Raw genomic sequence first — 23,477 nt, forward strand, 5'->3', positions numbered from 1 at the left:
TCAAGGACCGGCATGAACGAAACGCTCTATTGCGCCCAATGCGGCGCCACCCACACGGCCGAAGCCAACTTCTGCCACCACTGCGGCAAGACCGTCGCCAAGCACGACACCGGCACGGCGACCTTGCAAGACGCACAGCCTAGCCAGTCCCAGTCATCCAACTTCATCGCCAAACACTGGCGCGGCGAGTACTCGCTCGGCGTGTCCTACTGGCTGTTCGGCTTTCTCCTGACGCTGCTGATCATCGGCCTATCCCTGGCGATCGATACCGTCAGCGACGCCATGAGGCTAGGCCCCCAGGGCCATGGCGTGCTGATCGTCGGCTATTACCTGGGCATCCTGGCGGTGTCGGTCTGGCAGTTCGTCGGCGTGTTCCGCTCGGCCTCGGCCCACGTTTCGCGCGGCGGCAAGGCCTTCTGGGCGATCCTGGCCAAGGTGCTGGTGTGCCTGGGCGCCATCCAGATGGCAATCAGCGTGGTCAAAGACGGCGTCCCCATCCTGCGCGAAGGCGTGGACATGATCCGCGGCACCGACAACATCCCGCCCTACGCCCTGCGCCTGATGCGCGACGACACCGAACTCGAAGTGGCCGGCGGCCTGCCCATCGGCACCACCGACGCCGTGCGCGACCTGCTCGATGCCTCGCCAAAGGTGCGCGTCATCCACCTGAACAGCACCGGCGGGCGCATCTACGAAGCCAACAAGCTCGCCGACTTGATCGCGCAACGCCAATTGATCACCTACACCCGCACCAGTTGCTCGAGCGCCTGCGCCCTGGCCTTCCTCGCCGGGCGCGAACGCTACATCGGTGAAAAAGGCCAGATCGGCTTTCACAGCGCCTCGGTCCATGGCGCCACCGGCAGCGACGAGCTGGACGTCAACGCCAGCTTCAGAACGGCACTTTCGCGAGTCGGCGCCTCGCCCGAATTCATCACCCGCGCGACCACCACCAGCCCCACGGACATGTGGTACCCCGATAAGGACACCCTCAAGCAACAGCACATCATCACCGAGCAGGTCGACTCCCGGTACTTCGGGCTGTCTGGCCTGACGCAATGGCGCGACGCCAACCAGATCGAACAGGCCCTGTTGAAGCAACCCGTCTTCGCCGCCCTGGCAGCCCACGACGCAGACAACTATGCCCACCTGAGAAAGATCGTGGTCGACGGCGTGCAGAGCGGCCGCTCGACCGTCGAGATCCAGGCCGGCATCCAAGCGCTGATCGCCACCTCCATCGTGCCCAACTACCTGGTCCGCGCCCCCGACCACGCCCTGCTGCGCTACTGGCGCGCGCAGGTCGAGGAGATGAAGTTCTTCGGCAAGACCAACCCGGCCCATTGCCTGACCTTCCTCGGCCTGGACAACAACACGCCCAAAGTCGAGCTGATTCACCAGATCCCCAAAGCCCAGGCCAACGAAGACCTGGCAGCCCTGGTCGACGTGGTGGAGCAAACGGCCAAACACCCGGTACACGCCAAACCCTTGTCGGTGTACGAGCAAGACTTTCGCCGCGTGCTGATGAGCGTCATGGCCAAGGACCGCCGCGCCGTGGAAATCGTGGCAAACCCCGAGCGGTTCACCCGTGAGCCCAAGGCGACCTGCAACAGCATGGTCCTGCTCTACGACACCATCCTCTCGCTGCCGGACTCTACCCTCTCGGCCGGCCTGCTGCGCAGCATGGCCGCAGACGTGGCTAACCCGCAGTAAGGAGCAGCGTGCGCAGTGGGAGCAGTGTGCGCAGCACGCCCCCTGTGCGAGCAGGTTTACCCGCGAAGAGAACACCACCGCTCTCCAACCCTCCCTTCCACTTATCCACAGCCCAAACAAAAGCCGCGTCCTGACAACAAGACGCGGCTTCAATCAAGCATCACGGGCTAACGGCCTACGCGCTCCTCATCGCCCAGCAACTTGCCACACTGCTCACTGGCCAACCGGCTGATGATCTTGATCGCCTGATGTATCCCCGCCGAGGCGCGAAAGCTCAGTTGGGGTTCGTGCTCGCACTCCAATTGCTCGTCGCGCTGCACCAGCGATTCGCCGAGCAGTTCGAGGGTCCAGACGTAGCTTTGCAGGGTGGTGAGGCGTTCATGGTCAGTCATGAGGCACCTGCCTTGGGGCTGGCGTTGGGTTGCCCTGGGTGTGGATGGGGTAGAAGCGGTGGGAAGCCCGAGGAGTTGGGCGGTGGAGAGCGGATGCGAGGATCCGGAACAGACTTGTGATGGTCATGCATGAGGTCCTTTTCATTTGAAGCACCACGCCAACCGTCGCCAAACGATTAGGGTGGCAGCTGTACGCAGGTTGGCGAACCGAGGAAAAGGAACTCGGCAGACCCGAAGGTCTCCCACGCACAGCCGCCATTACACGAGACTGCGGGCACAAAAAAAGCGCCTGCAATCGTGATCTGGGCGCCATTGCGCCTTTTCGTTCGGGTCGCCAAACCCGGACGCGGAATTTGCCGCGACCGGGGGAATTTATCCCTGCGGCTCGATCAGCGCAAGGACTGGGGTTTGATCTGAAAGGTATTGCTACGAAATCCCACCCCGCCCGGCCATAACCCGACGGATAGCCATACCGTTGGGTACAGAAACGTCATTGAAACGATGAGTGGTTAGGGCTGAAATCCAGCAAGACGGCATAATGGCATCGCATTTTTTACGACCCCCACCACCACCCCGCCTTCGCGAGCCCCTTTGTAATGAATACCCAAACACGCTACTCGATCATCCTGGAACACAGCGCCGAGGTACTCCTCGAAAACGCCTCCATGGCCCAGGTGGAAGCGTTTTGGGATGACAACGATGAACGGTATTTCGGGTTGCGGATCGAAGATGAGCGAAGTGCTCATGCGCGGGTGATTGTCACGGATGAAGTGCCGGATGAGGAAGAGGATGGGGTTGTTGTGCTTTGCGCCTGATAGGCGGCACCAAAGTCCTTCACTAGAATTCTCGAAGGTGCCGCACCGGGGGCAGTTTCAGGCTCGATAGCCTTCAAACTCCCAAGCGTAAAATCGTACTAATTTACCTGCAAGCTCAGGCCAACTAGCCCCTTCATATTCGGATCGAAAGACTTTGCACGGCGATGACCAGTTTGGGTTTTAAGTTGCCGTTCACGACCGGCCGCTTTCGACCCATTACGGATGTTCAAGCAACCCTCAAAAGCCGTGGCCAATCAAAGATCTCAACATCGGCCTAAGCTGATTTTGAATCGCCCCGAAGCAGAAACTTAGGAGCGACTCACGACTACATCCCTAGCCGGCCAGGCTCAGGTGTAGCAAGGGGAAGGGGCGTCCCTCGCCATCCAGCGGAGAACGACCTGTTTGAATGAACCCGTAATGTAGATAGAACCCCACCGCGTCGGGGTTTTGTTCATTCACATCAACACTCATCTGACTGCGCGATCTGCGGGCATGATCCAGCAGCGTGCGACCGATGCCTTTCCCTCGCAGACCGGGCTCGATGAAGAGCATCTCTACATGGTTTTCATTGAGCCCGACAAAACCTAGCGGGCAGTCCTCAGCATCTACCGCAACCCATAACTCAACAGCGGGTAGGTAGATATCGCGGAGCTGTGGAAGCAATTCCTCAATATCGGATTCTTTCAGGAAGTGATGAGTGACGCGAACGGAGCGCAGCCAAATGTTGAGCAGATGCGGATGGTCGGCGTTAGTAGCCTGACGAATGATCATAGAATCATCCTTTACACTTGATATAGGTAATGAGGCGCACTAGTAGATAGCGAACCCTATTAAGTGTCGGCAACTTGTATGACCGCTTCGCGAGTTAACGCCTGGGCGGTTCACGGCAGAGGTGGCCGGAAAGGAGGGAGGACGGACGATACTGAGAGGCTTTCGGGGCGTCAATAAAAATACGGATGGAACAGACGGTCGTCGGGTTGGCAGGGTCGAAAGCAGCCAGTTTTGACCAGCTAGCGAGGGACCAAGATGCAGCCCTGTTAGTGAGCAAAAGCGTCCTCCTATTAGCGACAGCACTCATTGGGCGGCCCGAAGACTGTGGATACTCCAAAGAGGCAGAAAGTCATGAACCGTAATGGCTTCACGCTAGTTATCCACAGGCGCATTCCAGATTCCCAAGCACGCGGCGTTTGTCGGGAATTGTGCCAATTAGTGTTTAGATTGCCGCAGCCCGCAGTGGGTAGTGAGAGCGATAGAAAACGATTAGCTCGTCAGCGGCCCACGTTAACCAGAGATGATGTATTGGATGGCACGGGCTGCGCCCGTGTTCGCGGGTGAACCCGCTCACACAGGGATCGTGCAGGCTCTGGGATGAGTAGGGCAGTCGCAGGTTGGGTGTGTGAAGTTTCAGCGGGCGACACGAACCCGCTCAGCGCCACACTTTTTCGAAGCACAAAAAAGGCCTGCATTGCTGCAAGCCTTGATGTTTGGTGCCGGAGACAGGAGTCGAATCAGCTAGCTCAACGCCAGAGAATCAGGCGTTTAATTCAGTTTGAATATACAAAAAGGCACTCATCTAGGTACTCAGCTCGGGCTCGGGCTCGTCTTCACAAGGGAATGCGATTGAGGGCTACCTTCGGCGCTCTCAGCGGTAGGACAAAGGACAAAGCATCCTTACGGTGATATCCGAGCTGGTGAGCCTGTAGGTAGAGCTGAGACACCGCCGGTAACAGCTGCTTTCCTTGCCGGTGGCCCAAGGTTGGGCCATCATCCGTTCACGACCTAGCTTGAGTACTCAGTAAAAAGCACCACCCCTCGCTCAAGCGCCATCCAGAACAGAGAAAAATATGAGCAGTTATATCTTCAGTAGCATTGAGGCAAGCGCAGAAATTGAAGGTTTTCTGCATGAGCTGGCCGATTGGTGCGCACAAAAATTCGTACAGTGCTACATAATCGACAAGCCACTGATTGAAGTCAAAGGCAACTACGAATCAGACAAATGTTTCGCCATATTAATCCCAAAACGAAAGATCGTATTCGCAAGTTGCAGCACAGACGAAAACACCCTATCAGAATATGCCGATGATTTCGTTGAGGATATTGGCTACATCTCAACAAAATTCAACTACAAAGAAAAAATCGGTCGACCGAAGCGCTGGCAAAATGTTTTAACCTCTCAGAAGCCAAACGCCGAAAATCTATCAATAGCAGAATACCTTGAAGCGTCGGAACTAGACAACCCAGAAGAACAACGCCTTTCAGAATTGCTTGTTTCATTAGCCACCGGCAGCATTAACGACATCGAACGTGTCGGTGTAGAAGTACCTGAAAATGACCTCGATCGAATTAAGCGTAATATTTTGCTTTTCGATGGAGATCAGACTCGCTTCGTATATCAAGACTTGAAACAAAAAGAAGTCCGCATACAAGGTCTCTCAGGGACCGGCAAAACTGAGTTACTGCTTCACAAGCTTAAAGAGCTCTACGTTGCCGATGACAGTTCCAAAATTGCTGTCACGTGCCACAACAAAATTCTTGCCGCTAACCTTCGAGCAAGAATCCCGAAGTTCTTTAACTTCATGAAGGTTGAGCAGCAGATTGAATGGAACCAAAGGCTTCTTTGTGTTCATGCATGGGGTTCATCTGGCCAGCCATATTCCGGCGCATACGCAGCTATTTGCAGCGCGTACGATATCCCCTGCCACCCCTGGTCACGCTCCATGGATTTTGACCGAGCTTGCTCACTGTCTTTAGAAGCACTGAAAGCGAAAGGTGGAACGGACGGAGTATATGCGTTCGATTACATGCTGATCGATGAAAGTCAAGATTTCCCCGAGAGTTTCTTTGTGCTATGCGAACTGGCAACAAAAAACTCTCTATTCATAGCCGGCGACATATTCCAAAGCATTTTCGACGAAAGAAAAAACGCCGGAGCTAAGGCGGAATTTACACTTAGCAAGTGCTACCGCACGGCACCCACTACGCTTATGTTCGCACAGGCGCTAGCTATGGGATACTTCGAAGACCGGAAACTTAACTGGCTAGACAACGACGATTTAGATGCTTGCGGCTACCAAAACCATACCGATCCGCACACGGGAGAGCTAATTCTCAAGCGCGAGCCTATCAGCAGATTTGAAGACATATCTCAAGAAAGCAGAAGCGTAGACTTAATTCGCTTAAATGGAGAGTATCGTCAGCAAAGCTGCCTGCAAATCATAGAATGCATAAGAGATATAAAAAGACAGTACCCCAACGTAACTGCAAATGATGTCGGTATTATCATGATCGACAAAGGAAAAGCAATTTACGAAATGTCTGACATGCTTGCTCAGATCATACCTAGAGAAGTCGGCTGGCCTGTTAACAAAGCCTATGAATCTGGTAATCCAAGCAAAGATGGAGAGCTTTTCCTCAGCAACACTAACCATGTGAAGGGCTTAGAGTTCCCATTTGTAATCTGCGTAACCTCCCACCTCTCGGAGTCATTCAATCATCGAAATGCACTCTACATGGCAATTACGAGGTCCTTCCTTAAGACGTATTTTTTAGTCCCGAATGGGGCTATGAATCAAACGCTCGACAGGATTCAGGAAGGTCTAGAAAAGATCTCCGAAAGCGGTGTATTGAGAGTCATGCCGCCACCAGCTGAAGAACAAGATCGAATTAGAGCCTCCGTCAAATGGCATGGCAGACTTAAATCTTTCGATGATCTCGCGTTAGACATTCTCACAGAACTGGGCACACCTGAATCTCAAGTCGCTCGTTATCTCAGTGCAATGAAGTCTCTCCTCGATCCTGATGCATCTAAAGTCGAGATCCACAAGCTTGCCCGTAAGCTTACGTCGGAATAGCTCGGTATGACGGTAAATATTTTCAAAGTGGACCAATATCAGACTGAAGCTTTCACTAAGGCCATACGCAGCAGGTTTGATATTTTGAGACTATGGATGGACTCAATAAAAGTAATCATCAACTACTTTCCACCGCATGAAGCTATTACTGCCGCAGAAATCCACATCCACAACTCCAGAATGAGTAGACTATTTTACTCCAGCGGCCCTAAAACTTTTTCCGTAGCCTTTCCATTTAGGGTTGAAGCCGATGCAGGCTCATTTACCGTAAAAACCATCTCCGGCATTGATATTGATAGTAGGCTATCCTCAGAAATACTACTGATAGCATCACTTCTGAAAAATAATGGCTTGATCAATGAGTGGACTCTAGCGGAACATTTCGAAAGCCAGGGTGGGGCTTCAAATGACTTTTGGCCTGTTCTGGCCGAGCTACTTGATGCAGAAGACGGATATCTGCGCTTCGACCATGACCCCGACAGACGAGATGGGCACAAACACCCCTTAGACCATGCCGACCTTTTTTATACCAATGGAGCCAGCTTCAAAATTGGACTGCATAAAAAAATTGCACTTGATGAAATTATAGACATACTCAACCGGGAAACAGACTGCCACTATCTTGGCCGAGTGACAGAGCGAAAATAGCGGACTTTAGCGCATCACTCGAAAATCCCAAATGGCTCGCGGCTTCTGCCCGCTCTCAAGCGAACTGCAACACGATTGGTTTGTTACACGGAGGGAGCGCCAAGGCGCTCCCCCTTATCTCTGGCAGCCCGATGTTTAGCCAATCATAGGGCGACGCTATCTTTTCTCAAACAAGCACCGGACTCCCCGACCTTGCTTGCAGCTCTCAGACTGGCTAAAAAATCTCGTTCGATGACCTTCCCGTCTCGAACGCTAGTGAAAGTCGCTTTTTTCATCCAGAGATGATCTTTTCTGCTCTTGTTAGGCACGACGGTGAGCATGATTTCCACTGCCGGGCTTCCTGAAAACACTCCGGAAACTTCAGGTTTATTGAACCGGAAAGTCAGCTCATTATCGTCTGTTGCAGTCACGCTCTGTTCGCTGGTGAGAGGAGCTCCCAGCTTCGCAGCGATTGGGAATCTGGCCGAGTACAAAGCTTTACCGTCGTGGACCTGTTTGGTGATATCCAGAAGATATTGCTCGCGATCCGAGGCGCTAGTAGGGGGCGCGCACTCCTCCCCCTCCGCAACGAAGTATTTCCCCTCAAAGGCGTAATCGCTCTGCCAGCACCCGGCAAGGGAGGCGGATGCCACAGCCAGCATCACCAGTTTCCATTTTTTCACACAGCACACTCCTTGATAACAATTTGCCATTATCACCTCTCCCCCTGTCTTGAGCCACCAGACGCGCCTAAGGCGTTGAGCTCCTTCACAAAAAGCTGGGCACGAAACTCGTCAAGGCTCAACAAGGCTGGCATCCAGTAGAGTCGGATGACTGGCCCTTCCGATGCCACAAATACCCGTCGTCTCACCGCCAGCCTCCAACTCCAGGAAGGAAACATTGCAGATAGAACGGCAAGATCCTTCATATCGGCATACATCATGGTTTGCCCTCGTCATTCCCTTCCCGGAGCTCAATCCACTCGGCAATGGCCCATAACCCCACGCCCAAAATTCCCAATCCGATTACCAGCCATGGAGGTACTAAGCGATTCGTTCCCAGCAAATACCCTCCCCCAGCGCATACAACCGTGATCAAAAGAGTCTTCATGCTCATCTCCTCTCCCAGTAGAGGGGGAAGCAAAACACCACTTGGCATGGTGTCATCGGGCCACGGAAAAAAATGCTCACTACCCCAAGTGGGAATCGAGGAGTTCGTGGCGGATCTCATAGGTAAGCCGGGGTGTATCAACAGTCCCCCAAAGCACGAGAGGGTGCGCCGATGATTCTCAGTGGTTTTTCGGAGATTTTCGCTGGGTAGTCACTGGTGTGGCGCAGGCTTGATTGGGTCTGGCGACGCCATGCCAATGGCAGGGCGAAGAACCAGTGACTCATCTCAGAGGAGCCTTAAAGGTGAGTCACTGGAACGGCAGTTGCGAGCTTGTGCGGCCAACTGCTTCGGCAACGCAAAAGCGGTGCCCCCAATTGAGTTGTTAGGGCGCCGCGAATGCATCTGTTGGTTTCTTTCGGAAATGGTGGGCTTGTACAGATGAGCCCCGCAAAAAGCGACGTCATCACCTGTACCAGGGCGGTCAGCGCCGCCCCCCTTGCCCGAACTCTAACGTCCGGCTTTCGGTGGGTTTAGCGATCTCACACCAGGGCTACCGGGCCGAAATGTGGGAATCGAGCTAGGCCCAACCGGATTGGCTGACGGTGGCATGGATGGAGGGGTTTCGTTGCCCGACTGAGTTTTAGAGCCACGCCTGCGCCCAGTCGAGGCCGCTCCCGCTATGCTAGCAATTCGGGAGCCCATCATGGCAAACCCAACCGCTTTCATACCTAGGCGTCCTACATCGCTGGCAGTTGCCACAGCGCCGGACAGGCTACCAGCCAACCCCCCCAACGATACACCTAGCATACTCGAAGTGATCCAGGTGGAAATGCCCAGTGATACAGCTGCAATAGCTGACATCAACCCACGAAGACCGTCATAGTCCGCTCCGACGCCTGACCACCCACTAGCAGCCCCCGCTTGGGCAACCGCAACAGCAGCCACCGTCTGGGACACCGCAACAGTGATCATCTGTGCGGTCATGACGGAGATGACCGGCAGCATCAGCAGCGACAGCCAATTGGTCAACATCCTACCGCCCCTGAGAGGCGCGAGCATCAAGAAGAACGGCGCGAGGAGTAACACAATCCAAAACAACCAGGCTGACATGATCACATAACCAGGTAACAGCGTTTGCAGATCAAGCCACCCGCTAAAGTTCTTCCACATCTGAGCCGCGGCTAAGAAGCTTCCAGCAACCTCACTATCCCCACGAGAGAGGCCCGCCGTTTTCTGCAATGAACCAGCCATGAATCGCTGCCAAGCTGTCGCTGTACTGACAGCCCCCACCTCAGCGCTTACTCTCTGCCCACCTGCTATAACCGCACCCGACTCGCGCAACGCCTGATACGCCTGCTCAGCGCCCATCTGGGCAATTTTGTATGCCTCGATGCAACTGGTGGGTCGAAACATTATTCCTTGATCGTCGCCGACGATAGCCGACTCCTGCCCTGGCACTGTGCTGATCGACAAGTAAGACGGCGTAGCTTGAGATTCCCCTGCAAGCTTGGCGGCCCAATGCGCTTGCGTTGGCAGGGCATAGCGTTCCCCCATGAACGGCCCGGCAGATTCAAGAGCACGAATACCGGCCTCACGACGCGACTGGATAGCTCTCTGGTCAAGCACCTGACCCAGACTAGCTCGGGCAGCCCCGCCGCCTAACAGATAAGCTCCCCAACCTCCATTTTCTTCGGCTGAACCGAACACATATGTCCACGCGCCGCCAATAGCGGTGCGTGCTTGTGCTATCACGCCGACTTCTTCATCCGGTATCCCCAAGCCACCACCGCCGAGCAGCCCTATAGACTGCAAAGCTTCGACTTTGGCCGCGTGCTCGGGACCGGCAAGCTCCGCCGGCGCCGGGGCACAACTAGCGTTGTAATCTCTAATCAACCGAGCCAAATCACTGCCGGCAAACACTTCGGCTGATCGACCTACCATGTTGTCAATCGCGGACTGCGCGGGGACGATTGTCCCTGCTACTGTTTGATCACTAAGAACCTGATCAAAAGCCTGTCTGTAGATTTTGTGAATCGTCATCACGAAACTGAGCGGCACCGCCTGAGCCTCAACCAACCGGACCGTTGCTCCGCTTGGAAGGGTTACGGTCACCGGTCTCATTCCGTACGCTACAACCAGGAAAATCATAATTCCGGACAACAACGTACGCGCCGCGCCCTGTCCCACGCGCAATGCAACGAGCAGCATCCACCCAAAACCAACCGCAACGATAAGCGCGTTGCTGGTTTCGTTGAATGCAACAAATAGCGGCTCGGTGGCAGTCAGGATCGTCAACGCAACGTTTTCCCACAGCCCGAATACCCAATTGAATCCGGCGAAATCCTCAGCCGTGCCAATGCTCATCATGCCGCCCGCCGACAGATGATCCAACTACGCAGAGCCAAGGCACACCGGACAGCCCAAAGGAATACCCACAGGACACCGAAGACCACGCCCAACAGAATGAAATACTGCGCAGTCGGAGCGGCTAAGAGGCTTCCGGTGAGCTGGACCGCATCATATTGGGCGAGTACGAGTTGCCCGTATGGTGGAAAAATTGATGCGGCGATCAGATGCAGAACGCAAAGAACGGGGCCTAGGAGCAATCCCAGCCGACCCGCCCACCTGGTAAGGAATGGCATACGCACCTGAACCCAGTCCAAAAAAATCGCGAATTTCATCGTCACATCACTCCAGTGATAAAGGATACGTATCGATCCTATGAATCCACTGGCTGCGGTTCTACCGAACCCTATGTAGTTACTGCTACTGGTTCTGCTCGCGCCCCGTGCCCGCTATGTAACGCTCCTAAACGTCGCGCCACATAGCGGGCACCATCGAACGGTTTGATTTCGCGCAACAAATACAACGCAGCGCAGTTGCGTTGTTTGCCCTCCCCCATTTTCGTAAGCTGATCACGAACCAAACCGCACTGCCCGGCAGTCTCGTTACCCGTGTGATTCATGGGTTGGGACAGTGGCAGGGGGCTCGGCCTGCGTCATCGCGGGCATTAGCCCATCGGCCACACCTGCGTCATCGCGTGTGTGCCCGGCCCAACGCCGACTACAAATCGGGACCATCAACGACCAATCACTTGAGGAGAGAAGACAACCCAACATGGTCAGCCAGACCCAATGGCAGCCGAACCTGAGCGGACACTCAGGAACTCACTCGGAGAATCCGAGTAGGCGTGAACAGTCCCCGCCTGCATCTCATGCTAAGGGGGGCGAACAGGCACACAACGAACCATCTACGGATGGTGTGTCGCTGAACCGGTAACGGTCAGGAGTTCTTACACCTGATAGAGAGAATCCCATGAGCGAATTCGATGCGCAGAGCATTACTGCACGCCTCAAGGCCGAATCTAGGATTCGGAGAAAACCCCGAACCTATGCCCAACGTCGCTCATTGCTGGATAACTATAAGTACGAGCTGTTGCAGCTTGATTCCGCAGGCTGCAATGGCACCGAACTGCAACGCTGGATAGCGGAAAAAGGTATCAAAATTCAGCGTTCTACAGTGCACCGATGGCTACATCGGAATCGCCTGAGTGGCTAAGTTTGCCAAGCCTACAACGCAAGCTGCATCCGTGATGAAAAAGCTCCAGGGCACCCACATTCGATCCGTGGGCACTGTTCGTAACTATGAGCAGCGGTTGGTACGCATCACCGCTTACCTACAGGAGCATCGCTTAGGCAGCCTCCGTGAAATGACCCCTGATCGCGCTATTAGCTACCTACAGCAAAGAGCGACGACCGTGGGCCAGAAAACCCTGGATATGGAGCGTCAGGCTCTCCAGGCCATGATGCAGCACGTCACCCTACAACTGCCGCTAGGCCAGACTCTAGAAGTAATCAAGAGCAGCGCGACCGCTCGCACGAGCACGAAGGAGCATCCGACTTTGGGTCGCCGTTTGGCCAACCAAACACGAGCATATAACCGCGAGCAGATGACGCTGATCGCCTCTCGGCAAGCGCCTCACAACTCGCTTGCGACAGAGATTGCATACGCAGCGGGTCTCCGTGCACATGAATTGCTGAGCCTCCAAAGAACTCATCGCCGTGTAGCGGATGAACGTCCAACGCACGGGATGAAATTTGCAGGAATTCGGGAAACCACGATCAGCTACACCGTTCACGGTAAAGGTGGACTGGTTCGCGAGGTGCGTATCCCGATTCCACTGGCTCAACGATTAGAAAGGACCAGGCTGGCGGCACCACGGGGCGTAACGGATCGCGGCATCAACTACCAGCAATTCTATGCAATTGGCGGCGGCCAGCCTTGGAGCAAAAGCGTCAGCACTGCCTCGAAGGAAGCTCTCGGCTGGTCAAATGGCGCACATGGATTACGCCACACGTACGCTCAAGAGCGAATGGCTTCACTACAACGTCATCTCCCACGGAAACAAGCCTTGGAGGTGGTCTCACAGGAACTGGGCCATTTCCGCCCTGAGATTACCGAGGTCTATCTGCGTTGAGCACCACTATCGATCCAACCCTGATTCAAAGCTGCCTTCTCTTCGTTTTAGGTGCGTCGCTCATTCTAATTGTCGTGCTCCTCCTCTTACTTATCGAGAGCAAAAAAGCTATAGCGCAAACTGAAACGTTGCTGGATGCCAGCACTCAGCGACAGCTAGCTCTGCACAAAGAACAAGGCAAAGAAATTGAAGCTCTCGAACAGCTGCACCTTGAGCGCTTAGCTGCAACTGCAACGCATCATCGACATGAGGTAGCTAGCCTTATGCAGATTCTCGGTATCGCTGACCAAGAGCGAGACGCCGCGATCAAGGCCGCCTCTGACGATCAGAGACAGGTCAAGTTGATGCACGACCGCATCGCTTACCTAAACGTGCTCATGGAGACATGGGCTACTGGCGACGATGCGACGGCAGCAGTCGTGAAACAAGCCCTCCAGAGGGATCGTAATCTCTTCTCACAGTCAGTTATTAGCACCCAACTGTAAGCAGCGATTAGATTTGATTAGTAAGAGATTAGCAGCCTCCCGTGCTACGGCCGACACCCTATTCCTACTGGGCTGGAGCGCGGTTTTTCAAATCGTCCAAGGGGTGCTGGAACGGTAATGATGGGGGTGTCAGAACGGCATTCTAAGGGTGCTAGAACGGTATTCAGGGGTGCTAGAACGGCATCGGCAGGAGTGCTGGAACGGTATCGACAGGAGTGCTGGAACGGTATCGGCAGGAGTGCTGGAACGGTATCGGCAGGAGTGCTGGAACGGTATCGGCAGGAGTGCTGGAACGGTATCGGCAGGAGTGCTGGAACGGTATCGACAGGAGTGCTGGAACGGCATCGACAGGAGTGCTGGAACGGCATCGACAGGAGTGCTGGAACGGCATCGGCAGGAGTGCTGGAACGGTATCGACAGGAGTGCTGGAATGGTATCGGCAGGAGTGCTGGAATGGTATCGGCAGGAGTGCTGGAACGGCAACGACAGGGGAGCTGGAACGGTATCGACAGGGGTGCTGGACCGGTATCGACAGGGGTGGTGAAGGCATCAAAAGGGGTACTGGAACGACATTAACAGGGGCGCTGGAACGGTATAAGTAGAAAGCTGGTACGTTACGAGCAGGAATGCTTGAGCGGTACCAGCGGAACTGGGGCGGTATCAACGTTTCTTATCTAGATGCCGCTTTTGAGAGGCGCTAGGAGTTGTCTTAACTTGGACCAAATGAGCTTCAACAAGATAGCTAAACGGTCTACCAACGTTGGCACTCGCTTGCTTTACTGCCTCAAGAGACTTCAGCAAGTCCTTTTTAAAGTCAACCAAGGAGCTTGCACGACTTCCGCACAACCTATGCAAAGTTTCGACTTTAAGATCATACGGCCGTGCGTGACTGGAATAAAATCCATGTATCCACTGTGCAAGCGGCTTACCGCGTAGCGCATACCTAATAGACAAATCCACATCAGTGAATTGATCCTCACGAAACAAAACACCCAGCTTTGGATTTAATCGCATGACATAAACTCGCTCACTCCGCTCATGATGATCGCGATAAACCTCATGAATCAAACTGCCTTCATATGAATATTTACCAACCTTTACTTGTAAAGCAGTGGCTTTCAAGCGACTGATGCTCAAGTCTAAGATACGTCGATTCTTACCTGAATCGGTTTTCCCCAAAACCTTCAGAAGACGGTAGGCAGTAATTCTGCATTCCACTCCCAACTCTTGCATGCGCGCCAAGTGTAGAACTGCCTCCCAAACATCTAAATCTCCTTGATCAAGGAGAACCCCTGTATAGAGGATGCTGACGCTACCTAGCGCGTTGACCTCCATCTGCTCAACATAAGGTCGCCCCCCCTTCCTCAAGGCTCCAAATAACGCCGATCTAAGAGCCACATTAGGTACACGCCTAACAGAGTCGGACCAATTTGGTAGAGATTCACGTTTGGTTTCGATCTCAACCTCGACCTCAACGTGTTTATCCTTATCTTTTTCTTTACGCCGAGCAATGGAGCTCTTTCTAAGCTCCTCTATCTTTATATTCACGCGCGGTGGCAGTGGCGGATTTGTAGCCATCGTCAACGAACAGACGAACTGATTTTATCCGCTACCCAAGCTTGTACCTGCTCCGCCGGCCATGCCACAGAATTCGCTCCGAGAGAAATTCCGGAAGGAAACTCCCCAGCTCGAATCAAGCGGTAGATCTGAGACTTACTCAGCCCCACAAGGGCGCAGACTCCCGGCAGACGAAGTAACAAAGGTGAGACAGATTGATTAGCCATCTAGAGGCCCTCCTGAGGCCGGGTTGGATGGCTAGGCATTCAATGGCACACCAAGATGAAAGTCATGGGAATTCCCAAATTATGTCGGAGATTCCCAAATTCTCTCTAGACTTTCAGAATTAAGACTTTACTTTTGCCCCTCCCGCTTTATATTTTTTAAATGTCTGGAGATCTACTCGCATATCAACACCAGCATCATCGGCAAGCAGCTTTAGCGCATTACAGATGTCAAAGTCTTTACGCGTTGCGTTATTAATATTACGCACAGCACTCTTAATATAATCCGCGCGCCGCTTTTCCACATCACCCACGTGATTATCCGAGTAGGCCTTGCCAACTTCCTTCACCAAGCTAATCAGCCCATTAATTATCACACTAACTTTATTAAGCTCTATCTGTCGAAGTTCCTCACCTGAGGCTTTTGCCTGAACACTGACAGTCAATTTTGCTTTCGATACAGGCGCCCAATGTTTTACCCCCGCCTCCAAAGTCAATTTCTCTAGCTCACTCAAAGAGACGTAGATCAAGTTTATAGGTACGTCCCTAACGGTGGCGTCAGTCTCGCAATAGGATGGAATGAAATCGCAGCCACTCTCAGAAACAGGCCCACACAAATTATTTAAATAATCTTCCAACCCTGCATATGAAACCTTGTAGTTACGGACCGATTTTATTGGTGAGTCTCCTCCTCCAACCCAAAGCACATTAGCAGGCAGCATAACCCTTCCTTGCTGCTCATAATATGCTCGCAGCCCCTTGACCAACCCACATAAGTCGTACACTGACTCTTCAAAATCAAGTTTAGAGCCGTGCGTGCTTCCCAAAATTAATTCTGAAAGTTTTACTACATCATTCATGCAGTACTGCCTCCAGCATGGGCTCCGGCTTCGTTGCATGACAAAGCGTCTAAATGGTCTGAGTACCACTGAAGCATCTCACGACGTCCTTCTAAGTACTGAGCGTGATTATAGGTACCGCGAATGCTGTTCTTATCCACATGCGCCAGCTGGGTCTCGACCCACTCACTTCGATATCCCTGCTCATGCAGGGTGGTTGACATCGTGTGGCGGAAACCATGCCCTGTAGCCCTGCCGTCGTAACCGGAGCGCTTCAACAACTGATTGATCGCAGCCTCGCTCATCGGCTTCGCAGGGTCATTACGACCAGGAAACGCAAGCGTGTAACCACCTGTGATGCCTTCTAGTTCACGCAATGCAGTCACCGCTTGCGTCGACAACGGGACTAGATGGGCGCGGCGCATTTTCATCCGCTGGGCTGGAATCGTCCAAAGTCCATTGTCGAGGTCAAACTCGGACCACGGCGCCCCTCTGAGCTCGGCAGTCCGTACACCCGTGAGAATTAGTAAACGGGTAGCAATTTTCACCACGTCATGCCCTGGGCACGCCTGGAAGCCTCGAATCAGATCTGGGATTTCGGCGATAGGAAGGAAGGGATAGTGCCGGGAGGTAGGCGTTTGAAGTGCTCCTCCGATATCTGCGATGGGGTTGTATTCGACCCTGCCCGTGGCAATCGCAAAGCGGTACACCTCTTGGCAGCGCTGTCGAACCTTGCGTAGCTTTTCCAAAGCCCCACGTGACTCTATGCGGCGGAAGACCTGTAACCACTGCATGGGCTTGATCTCAGACAGGGGCAAGGTTCCAACCTGCGGAAAGATGTCCAGCTCAAAAGCCTCGATGACGTCAGTCGCATACCCTTCTGACCAGCGTGCAGACTTATGCTGATGCCACTCCAATGCGAGACTTTTGAAGGTATTAGCACGAGAAATTGCCGCCTGGGCCCGAGCGACCTTTCTCTCAAGGCCTGGATGCCGCCCCTGCGAAACCTGCTGGCGTGCATCAAATGCAAGCTGGCGAGCCTGCGCCAACGTAACGTTGTCGATAGTGCCCAAAGAAATGTGCGACTGCTTACCGTCCAGCCTGAAACGGAAGCGCCAAGACTTGCCGCCGGCGGCTCGAATCCAGAGGAATAAGCCTCCTCCGTCAGCAAGGCCAAAGTCCTTTTCGCGGGGTGCAGCGTTCTTCACTTGCAGCGCTGTCAAAGGCATGTGAGTACCCATAGATTATTGAACAGCGCAAAGGTACTCGCAGGGGTACTCAGATGGCAAGGGCTGGGATGGGATCGGATGGCACCGTATGAAACAGAAAGCCCGCACTAGGCGGGCTTCTGAGGGGTTTCATGCGACTGCTTGGCACTGCATGAATCTATTGACTGGTGCCGGAGACAGGAATCGAACCTGCGACCTTCGCGTTACGAGTGCGCTGCTCTACCGACTGAGCTACACCGGCGTGAGCGCAACGCTACCACTGCCGTGGCGGTTACGCAAACGCCTGTTTCGCCTCGCTTATTCCCCCTCCCCCGGCGCCTGGGTCAGGAGGCCCTGCACCCGGTCGGGGCGAGGTCTGCTTCGACGTTGGTGGTGCACGTCCAGCCGGTGGCGGAGCGGGTGAGCGTGAGGGTTTTGCCGAGCACGTTGGCGGGGGCGTCGGCGAGGGTGCAGGTGATGCTGGCCGTGCCATCGGCGGCGGTGCCGCGGGCAGTGATGGCGCAGTGGGCGGTGCTGGGCTGGCCACCGAGGGCGGTGACGTCGGTGACGTCCTTGCCTTCGTTCAGGCGCAGTTCCATTGCGGTCTTGAGTGCGGAGATTTCCGCAAGGCCGGCGCCAGCTTTGGCGCGAGCTTGCTGGTTGGTGTACATGGGTATGGCGATGGTCGCCACGATGCCGATGATCGCCACGACAATCATCAGCTCGATCAGGGTGATGCCCCGTTGCCCTTTCATGAACGCTTTTCCTTGTTGATACGGCTATGCCTGGGTTGCAGTCTCGGCCCCCGGGCAGACAGGCGCGCAGTAGAGCCGAACCGACACCTTTTGTCACCCCTGCCCGTCAGGTGGCCGGGCTCGCTGGACTACTCTAGTGATCAACAGGGAAACCCGCCCGGTCAGGGACGCGACAAGCTGTTACGGGGCTTGTCGGGGCGGCAATTAGGGACGTTTGCATGAGCCATTCGACACGCATGTACGCCTGGGAAGGCACCACCATCAACGGCAACAAGATCAATGGCCGCACCGAGGGGCGCAGCCAGGCGTTCGTGCGGGCCGAGTTGCTGCGCCAGGGCATCCGCGCTGCCCGCGTGCGGCCGGCGAGCCGGGTGCAGTGGCGCTGGCCCGCTGGGCGCGACAAGGCGGATGCGGCGGGCTTCAGCCGGCAACTGGCGACCTTGCTCAGGGCCGGGGTGCCGCTGTTGCAGGCATTCGAGGTGATGGGGCGCAGCGGTGGGGATGAACACCTGGGGCGGCTGCTGACGCAATTGCAACAGGATGTGGGCGCAGGGCTGGGCCTGGCCGATGCGCTGCAGCGTCACCCGAGGTGGTTCGACCGGTTGTATTGCAACCTGGTGCGGGTGGGTGAGCAGTCCGGCACGCTGGATCGGCAGCTCGAGCAACTCGCCAACCTGCTGGAGCGGCGCCGGGCGCTGCAGCGGCGGGTGCGCAAGGCGATGCTGTATCCGCTGCTGCTGTTGCTGACGGGCTTGGGGGTATCGGCGTTGTTGTTGCTGGAGGTCGTGCCGCGGTTTCAGGGGTTGTTCGCCAGTTTCGATTCGGCGCTGCCCCCGTTCACGCAATGGGTGATCGACTTATCCACAGCGCTGGGTCGGCATGCGCCGTGGTTGCTGGGCGCGCTTGTGATGTTGGGTGTGTCGTTGCGCCAGCTGTATCAACGCCATGCCCCTGCCCGCCTGTGGATATCTCGCCAGGTGTTGCGCTTGCCTGTGCTCGGCACGTTGCTGGCCGAAGCGGCGTTGGCGCGATTTTCCCGCAGCCTGGGCACGGCCTATGGGGCTGGGGTGCCGCTGCTCGATGCGCTGGGCACGGTGGCGGCGGTGAGCGGTGGGCCAGTGCATGAACAGGCGATTGGGCGGCTGCGCCAGGCCATGGGCAACGGCCAGGGGCTGCATCAGGCGATGGAGGCGGATGGGTTGTTTCCGCCGATGCTGGTGCAGTTGGCGGCGATCGGTGAGTCCAGTGGCACGCTGGACCAGATGCTGAACAAGGCCGCGGCCCATTATGAGGAACAGGTCAACCAGGCACTCGACCAGTTGACCGGCCTGTTGGAGCCGACCATCGTGCTGGTCCTTGGGGTGGTGGTGGGTGGCCTGGTGGTCGCCATGTATCTGCCGATCTTCCAGCTGGGTAACTTGGTCTGACATGAATCTTTGGATTGTTTTCGCCAATCAGCCGGTGCTGTTTCTGACCTTCGCCGGGCTGCTGGGGCTGTTGCTCGGCAGCTTCATCAATGTGCTGGCGTATCGCTTGCCGATCATGCTCGAGCGTCAGTGGCAGCGCGAGGCGCAGGAGGTGCTGGGCCTGCCGGTGGTGACGCATGAGCGCTTCGACCTGTGCCTGCCGGCCTCGCGCTGCTCCCATTGCGGCCATCGCATTCGCGCCTGGGAGAACATCCCGGTACTGAGCTATCTGTGGCTGCGCGGTCGCTGCTCGGCGTGCAAGGTTGCCATCGATGCACGTTATCCGTTGGTGGAGCTGGGCTGTGCAGTTCTTTCGATAGTGGTGGCCTGGCATTTCGGGCCGTCGCTGCAAGCGTTGTTCGCCCTGTTGTTGACCTGGTGCCTGCTGAGCCTGAGCTTGATCGATGCAGACCACCAACTGCTGCCCGATGTACTGGTGATGCCCACGCTCTGGCTGGGGCTGTTGTGCAATGCCTTTGGCCTGTTCACGCCTTTGCCCGATGCGCTCTGGGGTGCGGCCATCGGCTATCTGAGCCTTTGGGGGGTGTATTGGCTATTCAAGCTGCTCACTGGCAAGGAAGGGCTGGGCTATGGCGACTTCAAGTTGCTGGCCTTGATCGGCGCCTGGGGCGGTTGGCAGGTATTGCCGTTGACGCTGGTAATGTCATCGGTGGTGGGGGCGGTGATTGGGCTGTGCCTGTTGCGCTTGCGCCGAGCATCGATGGGGTCGGCCATGCCGTTTGGGCCGTATCTGGCCATTGCGGGCTGGATCGCAGTGCTCTGGGGTGATGAAATGTACGTCTCCTACCTGCAACTGTTTGGACACTGATGACCACTGCGGCATTTACCCCCTGGATTCTCGGGCTCACCGGCGGCATCGGCAGCGGCAAAAGCGCTGCGGCCGAGCGATTCGTCGAGCTGGGTGTACATCTGGTCGATGCCGACCAGGCAGCGCGTTGGGTCGTCGAGCCTGGCCGGCCGGCGCTGGCGAGTATCGTCGAGCGCTTCGGCGCGGGCGTATTGCAGGAGGACGGCCAGCTCGACCGCGCAGCCCTGCGCAAGCTGATCTTCGCAGACCCCGCCCAGCGCCAATGGCTGGAGGCGCTGCTGCATCCGCTGATCGGCCAGGAAATCTTCAGCTACCTGGCCAAGGCGGAATCGCCTTATGCGATCTATGTGTCGCCGCTGCTGGTGGAGTCCGGCCAGATCGCGAAGACCCAGCGTGTGCTGGTGATCGATGCGCCACAGGAGCTGCAGATCCAACGCACCCTGGCCCGCGACAACACCAGCCCGGAACAGGTGCAGGCGATTCTCAAGGCCCAGGCCGCCCGCGAGGAGCGGTTGCGCCATGCCGATGACGTGGTGGTCAACGACCGAGACCTGGGCTGGTTGCATGAGCAGATCGATCGTCTGCATCACTTTTACCTGACTTTACGAGGAGGCCAGCCATGAGCCAGCCATTGACCGTTGACTGCCCGACTTGCGAGGCCCCTGTGGAATGGAGCGAGAAAAGCCCGTTTCGGCCGTTTTGTTCTGATCGTTGCAAGCTGATCGACCTGGGCGCCTGGGCGGCTGAGGAGCATAAGATTCCGGCTTCGGAAGAGTCGGAGGATGAGTTGTATTCCGGGGATCTGGAGCCGAGGCATTGATCGGTGGCGTTTTGGGGCGCATTGCGCCCCTTTGCAGCACTGCTTCGCCTGCCCTGCTTGACAGAGGTAGAGACTCTTTTTTATCTGCAAGCGAAAATTGGTCAGCTTGGCGTCAGATAACTACCGAGAATCAACGCTGCTAAGGAAAAATGGAGAAAATACAACAGCAAAAGCAATCTTCTTTTTATATGCAGCGGAAAGTTTTTTACATCCTCAGCGTTCACAAATCCTTTACGTACTCCAATCTTGGAATAAGACAGCGCCAAAGAAATTGAGATGAGCCGAATCATTCGCCCCGGCAGCCCTGCATTCGAATAATACTCTCGAGTCTCTACCACATATTTGCTTCTCGACATCAAGGATTCTAGATAGTCTAGATAGCGCCACGACACATATGCCAATACGCAAAGAGAAACCCACAGCGAACCCAATATCAATAACCCTATCGTTAGCCCGAAACTGATAGTCAAAGCCCTCCCCCCTCATATAACTTGAGACCTTGTGCCTCGCCCAACTCGCTCCCGCGCATCCCTCCTATTGTTCCTCCTACCGCTCCCCCCAGAACTGAACAAATCAATGCGCCTGTGCCCAATGAAGAAATCCCGAGTGCGGCACATATGTACGAAGCGCCACCGGCGCCGAGAATGCCTCCCCCCCAGCCTCCACCGACACCACCGACCAGCGCTCCGCCTTCTACATATTTGGCTTTACGGCATTCCTCCTCACGTCCCAAGGTGCAGGCTTTATTAATAGACAATGCCGTGGAACCCACCTCGATTGTCATGGCTAGGTAGGTCCCCCTCTTGAGCAGATTCGACGCCCGCACCACACCCGCGACCTTTTCGGCATACCCCGGTATTTCACCGGTGTGCAAAAAGCTCTTCGTGGAGATACCCAAGCGGCTTTTTATCGATCCGTCTCCCCGTAGCCCCGAGCCAAAGGAGGCGAAGAAGCGCAGTTGCTGCCTCAACCTCGCAAATAAATCCGCGCGCTTTACATAAAACCTATCACGCCGGTTGCCACGTCCATCCCTCAGAAAGTCCTGATAAAGCTTTTCTATTTCCTGAAGTGTTTTCTTGATGCTCTCCAGATGCCTGCTCCAGGCATCACTAGCCATGCCCACCCCCATTGAAGCGTGGGCCAGCAAGCCTTTAATGAAGTCAAAGTTCTGGATAAGGAAGTCATCTGGACCATTGCGGGCCAGATCGGCGTGGATGTTTGCAGCCTCGGCCATCAGAAAGGCCTCATGGCTGGTGCAGTTTGGTGTAGAGGGATCACCGAGAATCACCAGCTCACCTTTTATCACCACGCCGCCGGCAAGATGCGCATTTAAAACATCGAATTTCGCGAGTTGATTTCGTGAAAGCATCAGCTCTGATTTAAGCGATTCGTAATTTTTGGTTTCAAGATTGATAAACGACCGGGCTTCAGACTCAGGTACCTCATACGTATTTCCCTTAATTATTCAGCACCAACAGCTGATCGAGAGTAGGGACGTATGAAGCACGCGGCAACGGCGCAAGCGCAGTAAAAGGTCAAACAAGGAAACGTACTACAGACACTGTTGGAACTATCAAACAAGAACTGACTACCGGCGATAACTATTCAACGCCTCTCGTCATCATTCCAAGGCGCCTGTAAATATCGGGTGCGATTGAACGTCTCCAACCACTCCGGACAAAACACCACTAAAGCACTGATCACCGTCCCATTGATAAAAGCCTCGGGGAAGATGATCAACCACAGGTAGCCAATGAAGTCCGACAGCCATTCCGGCATGGCGAAACGTCCATCCAGCCAGAGCAGGCCAAGCCCAGCCAGGACGCACAGCAAGGCCGACAACGCCGCGGCGAAAAATCCAGAGAAGATATAGACGAACAGGTTACGCGGCTGGGCGCGCTCGACCAGGATCGCGCAGACCTCCGTGACCAGCACCGGCAGGCCGATGATCAACAGGCCGTTGACGCCCAGGGCGGCCAGGTCCTGTCGGCCCAGCGCCAGCAACCCGAGTTGGGCGAGGAAACCGCCGAGAACCGCGAGCGGCCAGTCCAGCAACAGGGTCACCGCAGTCATACCGATGAAGTGGTAGGAGACGCCTGTGTCGAAATCCCGCCGGACCAACCACAGCACGAACAAGCCGAAGACCGTGCCAAACAATAAATGCTGGCGACGGCTGTCACTGAACAACTCGACCCAACGCGTGCGGCTTAGGGCCCATACCAACAGGGGCACATAGCCGAGCCAACCCAGGGTCAGGCTGGCGGTGGACAGGACCTGCGCACTGATCACCGGTTCGCTCCTTCGGACGGTCGCGG

Annotated in this window: 22 protein-coding genes and 1 tRNA gene; 11 read left to right on the plus strand and 12 right to left on the minus strand. The window is 55.4% G+C overall.

Going from position 1 to position 23,477, the window contains the following annotated elements:
* The first annotated feature begins 12 nt into the window (after positions 1-12).
* Positions 13-1,707 (plus strand): hypothetical protein, encoded by a 1,695-nt coding sequence (locus tag AB1N67_RS20825; protein ID WP_367863349.1) that lies wholly within the window; start codon positions 13-15, stop codon positions 1,705-1,707.
* 167 nt (positions 1,708-1,874) lie between these two features.
* Here AB1N67_RS20825 and AB1N67_RS20830 read toward each other — a convergent pair whose 3' ends face one another.
* Positions 1,875-2,099 carry a hypothetical protein gene (locus AB1N67_RS20830; protein ID WP_090346812.1) on the minus strand — a complete coding sequence of 75 codons (225 nt, stop codon included), beginning with the start codon at positions 2,097-2,099 and terminating at the stop codon, positions 1,875-1,877.
* Positions 2,100-2,695: 596 nt separating this feature from the next.
* Between AB1N67_RS20830 and AB1N67_RS20835 the strand changes: the two genes are divergently transcribed.
* The gene (locus tag AB1N67_RS20835) at positions 2,696-2,914 is read left to right on the plus strand and encodes a hypothetical protein (protein WP_043209622.1); all 219 of its coding nucleotides are present in this window, start codon (positions 2,696-2,698) and stop codon (positions 2,912-2,914) included.
* Between the two features lie 333 nt (positions 2,915-3,247).
* Here AB1N67_RS20835 and AB1N67_RS20840 read toward each other — a convergent pair whose 3' ends face one another.
* Positions 3,248-3,685 (minus strand): acetyltransferase, encoded by a 438-nt coding sequence (locus AB1N67_RS20840; protein ID WP_367863350.1) that lies wholly within the window; start codon positions 3,683-3,685, stop codon positions 3,248-3,250.
* A gap of 1,073 nt (positions 3,686-4,758) precedes the next feature.
* Here AB1N67_RS20840 and AB1N67_RS20845 point away from each other — a divergent pair.
* Together AB1N67_RS20845 and AB1N67_RS20850 are read left to right on the plus strand one after the other, a co-directional pair.
* Complete coding sequence (locus AB1N67_RS20845) at positions 4,759-6,765, plus strand: ATP-binding domain-containing protein (protein ID WP_367863351.1); 2,007 nt, start codon at positions 4,759-4,761, stop codon at positions 6,763-6,765.
* Positions 6,766-6,771: 6 nt separating this feature from the next.
* Positions 6,772-7,413 carry a hypothetical protein gene (locus AB1N67_RS20850; protein WP_049870065.1) on the plus strand — a complete coding sequence of 214 codons (642 nt, stop codon included), beginning with the start codon at positions 6,772-6,774 and terminating at the stop codon, positions 7,411-7,413.
* Between the two features lie 143 nt (positions 7,414-7,556).
* Here AB1N67_RS20850 and AB1N67_RS20855 read toward each other — a convergent pair whose 3' ends face one another.
* Positions 7,557-8,075, minus strand: a complete 519-nt coding sequence (locus AB1N67_RS20855; RefSeq protein ID WP_173895566.1) for a hypothetical protein — start codon at positions 8,073-8,075, stop codon at positions 7,557-7,559.
* A gap of 934 nt (positions 8,076-9,009) precedes the next feature.
* The gene (locus AB1N67_RS20860; protein WP_367863352.1) at positions 9,010-10,869 is read right to left on the minus strand and encodes a hypothetical protein; all 1,860 of its coding nucleotides are present in this window, start codon (positions 10,867-10,869) and stop codon (positions 9,010-9,012) included.
* A 948-nt stretch (positions 10,870-11,817) separates the two neighbouring features.
* Here AB1N67_RS20860 and AB1N67_RS20865 point away from each other — a divergent pair.
* The 3 genes from AB1N67_RS20865 to AB1N67_RS20875 are packed head-to-tail and all read left to right on the plus strand — an operon-like array spanning position 11,818 to position 13,464.
* On the plus strand, positions 11,818-12,060 hold the full coding sequence (locus AB1N67_RS20865) for a hypothetical protein (RefSeq protein WP_008091975.1): 243 nt from the start codon (positions 11,818-11,820) through the stop codon (positions 12,058-12,060).
* A complete protein-coding gene (locus AB1N67_RS20870) occupies positions 12,053-12,979 on the plus strand; it encodes a site-specific integrase (protein WP_367863353.1) in 927 nt (308 codons plus the stop codon). The genes AB1N67_RS20865 and AB1N67_RS20870 overlap by 8 nt, the downstream gene beginning before the upstream one ends.
* Positions 12,976-13,464, plus strand: coding sequence for a hypothetical protein (locus tag AB1N67_RS20875; protein WP_367863354.1), 489 nt, complete (start codon positions 12,976-12,978; stop codon positions 13,462-13,464). Before AB1N67_RS20870 ends, AB1N67_RS20875 begins: the two co-directional genes overlap by 4 nt.
* A gap of 660 nt (positions 13,465-14,124) precedes the next feature.
* Here AB1N67_RS20875 and trfA read toward each other — a convergent pair.
* The 6 genes from trfA to AB1N67_RS20905 all read right to left on the minus strand — a co-directional run bounded on the left by trfA (position 14,125) and on the right by AB1N67_RS20905 (position 18,047).
* The gene (gene trfA, locus AB1N67_RS20880; protein WP_367863355.1) at positions 14,125-15,012 is read right to left on the minus strand and encodes a plasmid replication initiator TrfA; all 888 of its coding nucleotides are present in this window, start codon (positions 15,010-15,012) and stop codon (positions 14,125-14,127) included.
* 32 nt (positions 15,013-15,044) lie between these two features.
* Entirely contained in the window at positions 15,045-15,248 is a 204-nt protein-coding gene (locus tag AB1N67_RS20885; RefSeq protein WP_367863356.1) for a helix-turn-helix transcriptional regulator, read from the minus strand.
* Between the two features lie 119 nt (positions 15,249-15,367).
* Complete coding sequence (locus tag AB1N67_RS20890; RefSeq protein ID WP_367863357.1) at positions 15,368-16,105, minus strand: hypothetical protein; 738 nt, start codon at positions 16,103-16,105, stop codon at positions 15,368-15,370.
* Positions 16,102-17,313: a tyrosine-type recombinase/integrase gene (locus AB1N67_RS20895; protein WP_367863358.1), complete on the minus strand. Its 1,212-nt coding sequence runs from the start codon at positions 17,311-17,313 to the stop codon at positions 16,102-16,104. The genes AB1N67_RS20890 and AB1N67_RS20895 overlap by 4 nt, the downstream gene beginning before the upstream one ends.
* A 165-nt stretch (positions 17,314-17,478) precedes the next feature.
* Positions 17,479-17,554: transfer RNA gene (locus tag AB1N67_RS20900), tRNA-Thr, on the minus strand.
* An 82-nt stretch (positions 17,555-17,636) separates the two neighbouring features.
* Positions 17,637-18,047 carry a pilin gene (locus AB1N67_RS20905; protein WP_367863359.1) on the minus strand — a complete coding sequence of 137 codons (411 nt, stop codon included), beginning with the start codon at positions 18,045-18,047 and terminating at the stop codon, positions 17,637-17,639.
* A 218-nt stretch (positions 18,048-18,265) separates the two neighbouring features.
* On the opposite strand from AB1N67_RS20905, the gene AB1N67_RS20910 reads away from it, so the two are divergent.
* From AB1N67_RS20910 to yacG, 4 genes are read left to right on the plus strand one after another with little or no spacing between them, the layout of a single operon-like run.
* Entirely contained in the window at positions 18,266-19,474 is a 1,209-nt protein-coding gene (locus AB1N67_RS20910) for a type II secretion system F family protein (RefSeq protein ID WP_367863360.1), read from the plus strand.
* A 1-nt stretch (position 19,475) separates the two neighbouring features.
* On the plus strand, positions 19,476-20,342 hold the full coding sequence (locus tag AB1N67_RS20915) for an A24 family peptidase (RefSeq protein WP_043209636.1): 867 nt from the start codon (positions 19,476-19,478) through the stop codon (positions 20,340-20,342).
* Complete coding sequence (gene coaE, locus AB1N67_RS20920) at positions 20,342-20,965, plus strand: dephospho-CoA kinase (protein ID WP_043209638.1); 624 nt, start codon at positions 20,342-20,344, stop codon at positions 20,963-20,965. The genes AB1N67_RS20915 and coaE overlap by 1 nt, the downstream gene beginning before the upstream one ends.
* Positions 20,962-21,162 (plus strand): DNA gyrase inhibitor YacG, encoded by a 201-nt coding sequence (gene yacG, locus AB1N67_RS20925; RefSeq protein ID WP_367863361.1) that lies wholly within the window; start codon positions 20,962-20,964, stop codon positions 21,160-21,162. The genes coaE and yacG overlap by 4 nt, the downstream gene beginning before the upstream one ends.
* 466 nt (positions 21,163-21,628) lie before the next feature.
* Here the strand turns inward: yacG and AB1N67_RS20930 are convergent, their stop codons facing one another.
* Together AB1N67_RS20930 and AB1N67_RS20935 are read right to left on the minus strand one after the other, a co-directional pair.
* On the minus strand, positions 21,629-22,531 hold the full coding sequence (locus AB1N67_RS20930) for a hypothetical protein (RefSeq protein ID WP_367863362.1): 903 nt from the start codon (positions 22,529-22,531) through the stop codon (positions 21,629-21,631).
* 236 nt (positions 22,532-22,767) lie between these two features.
* Positions 22,768-23,451 (minus strand): energy-coupling factor ABC transporter permease, encoded by a 684-nt coding sequence (locus AB1N67_RS20935; protein WP_043209642.1) that lies wholly within the window; start codon positions 23,449-23,451, stop codon positions 22,768-22,770.
* Between the last annotated feature and the right edge of the window lie 26 nt (positions 23,452-23,477).

The sequence above is a fragment of the Pseudomonas guariconensis genome, assembly GCF_040822035.1.
Lineage (GTDB): Bacteria > Pseudomonadota > Gammaproteobacteria > Pseudomonadales > Pseudomonadaceae > Aquipseudomonas > Aquipseudomonas guariconensis.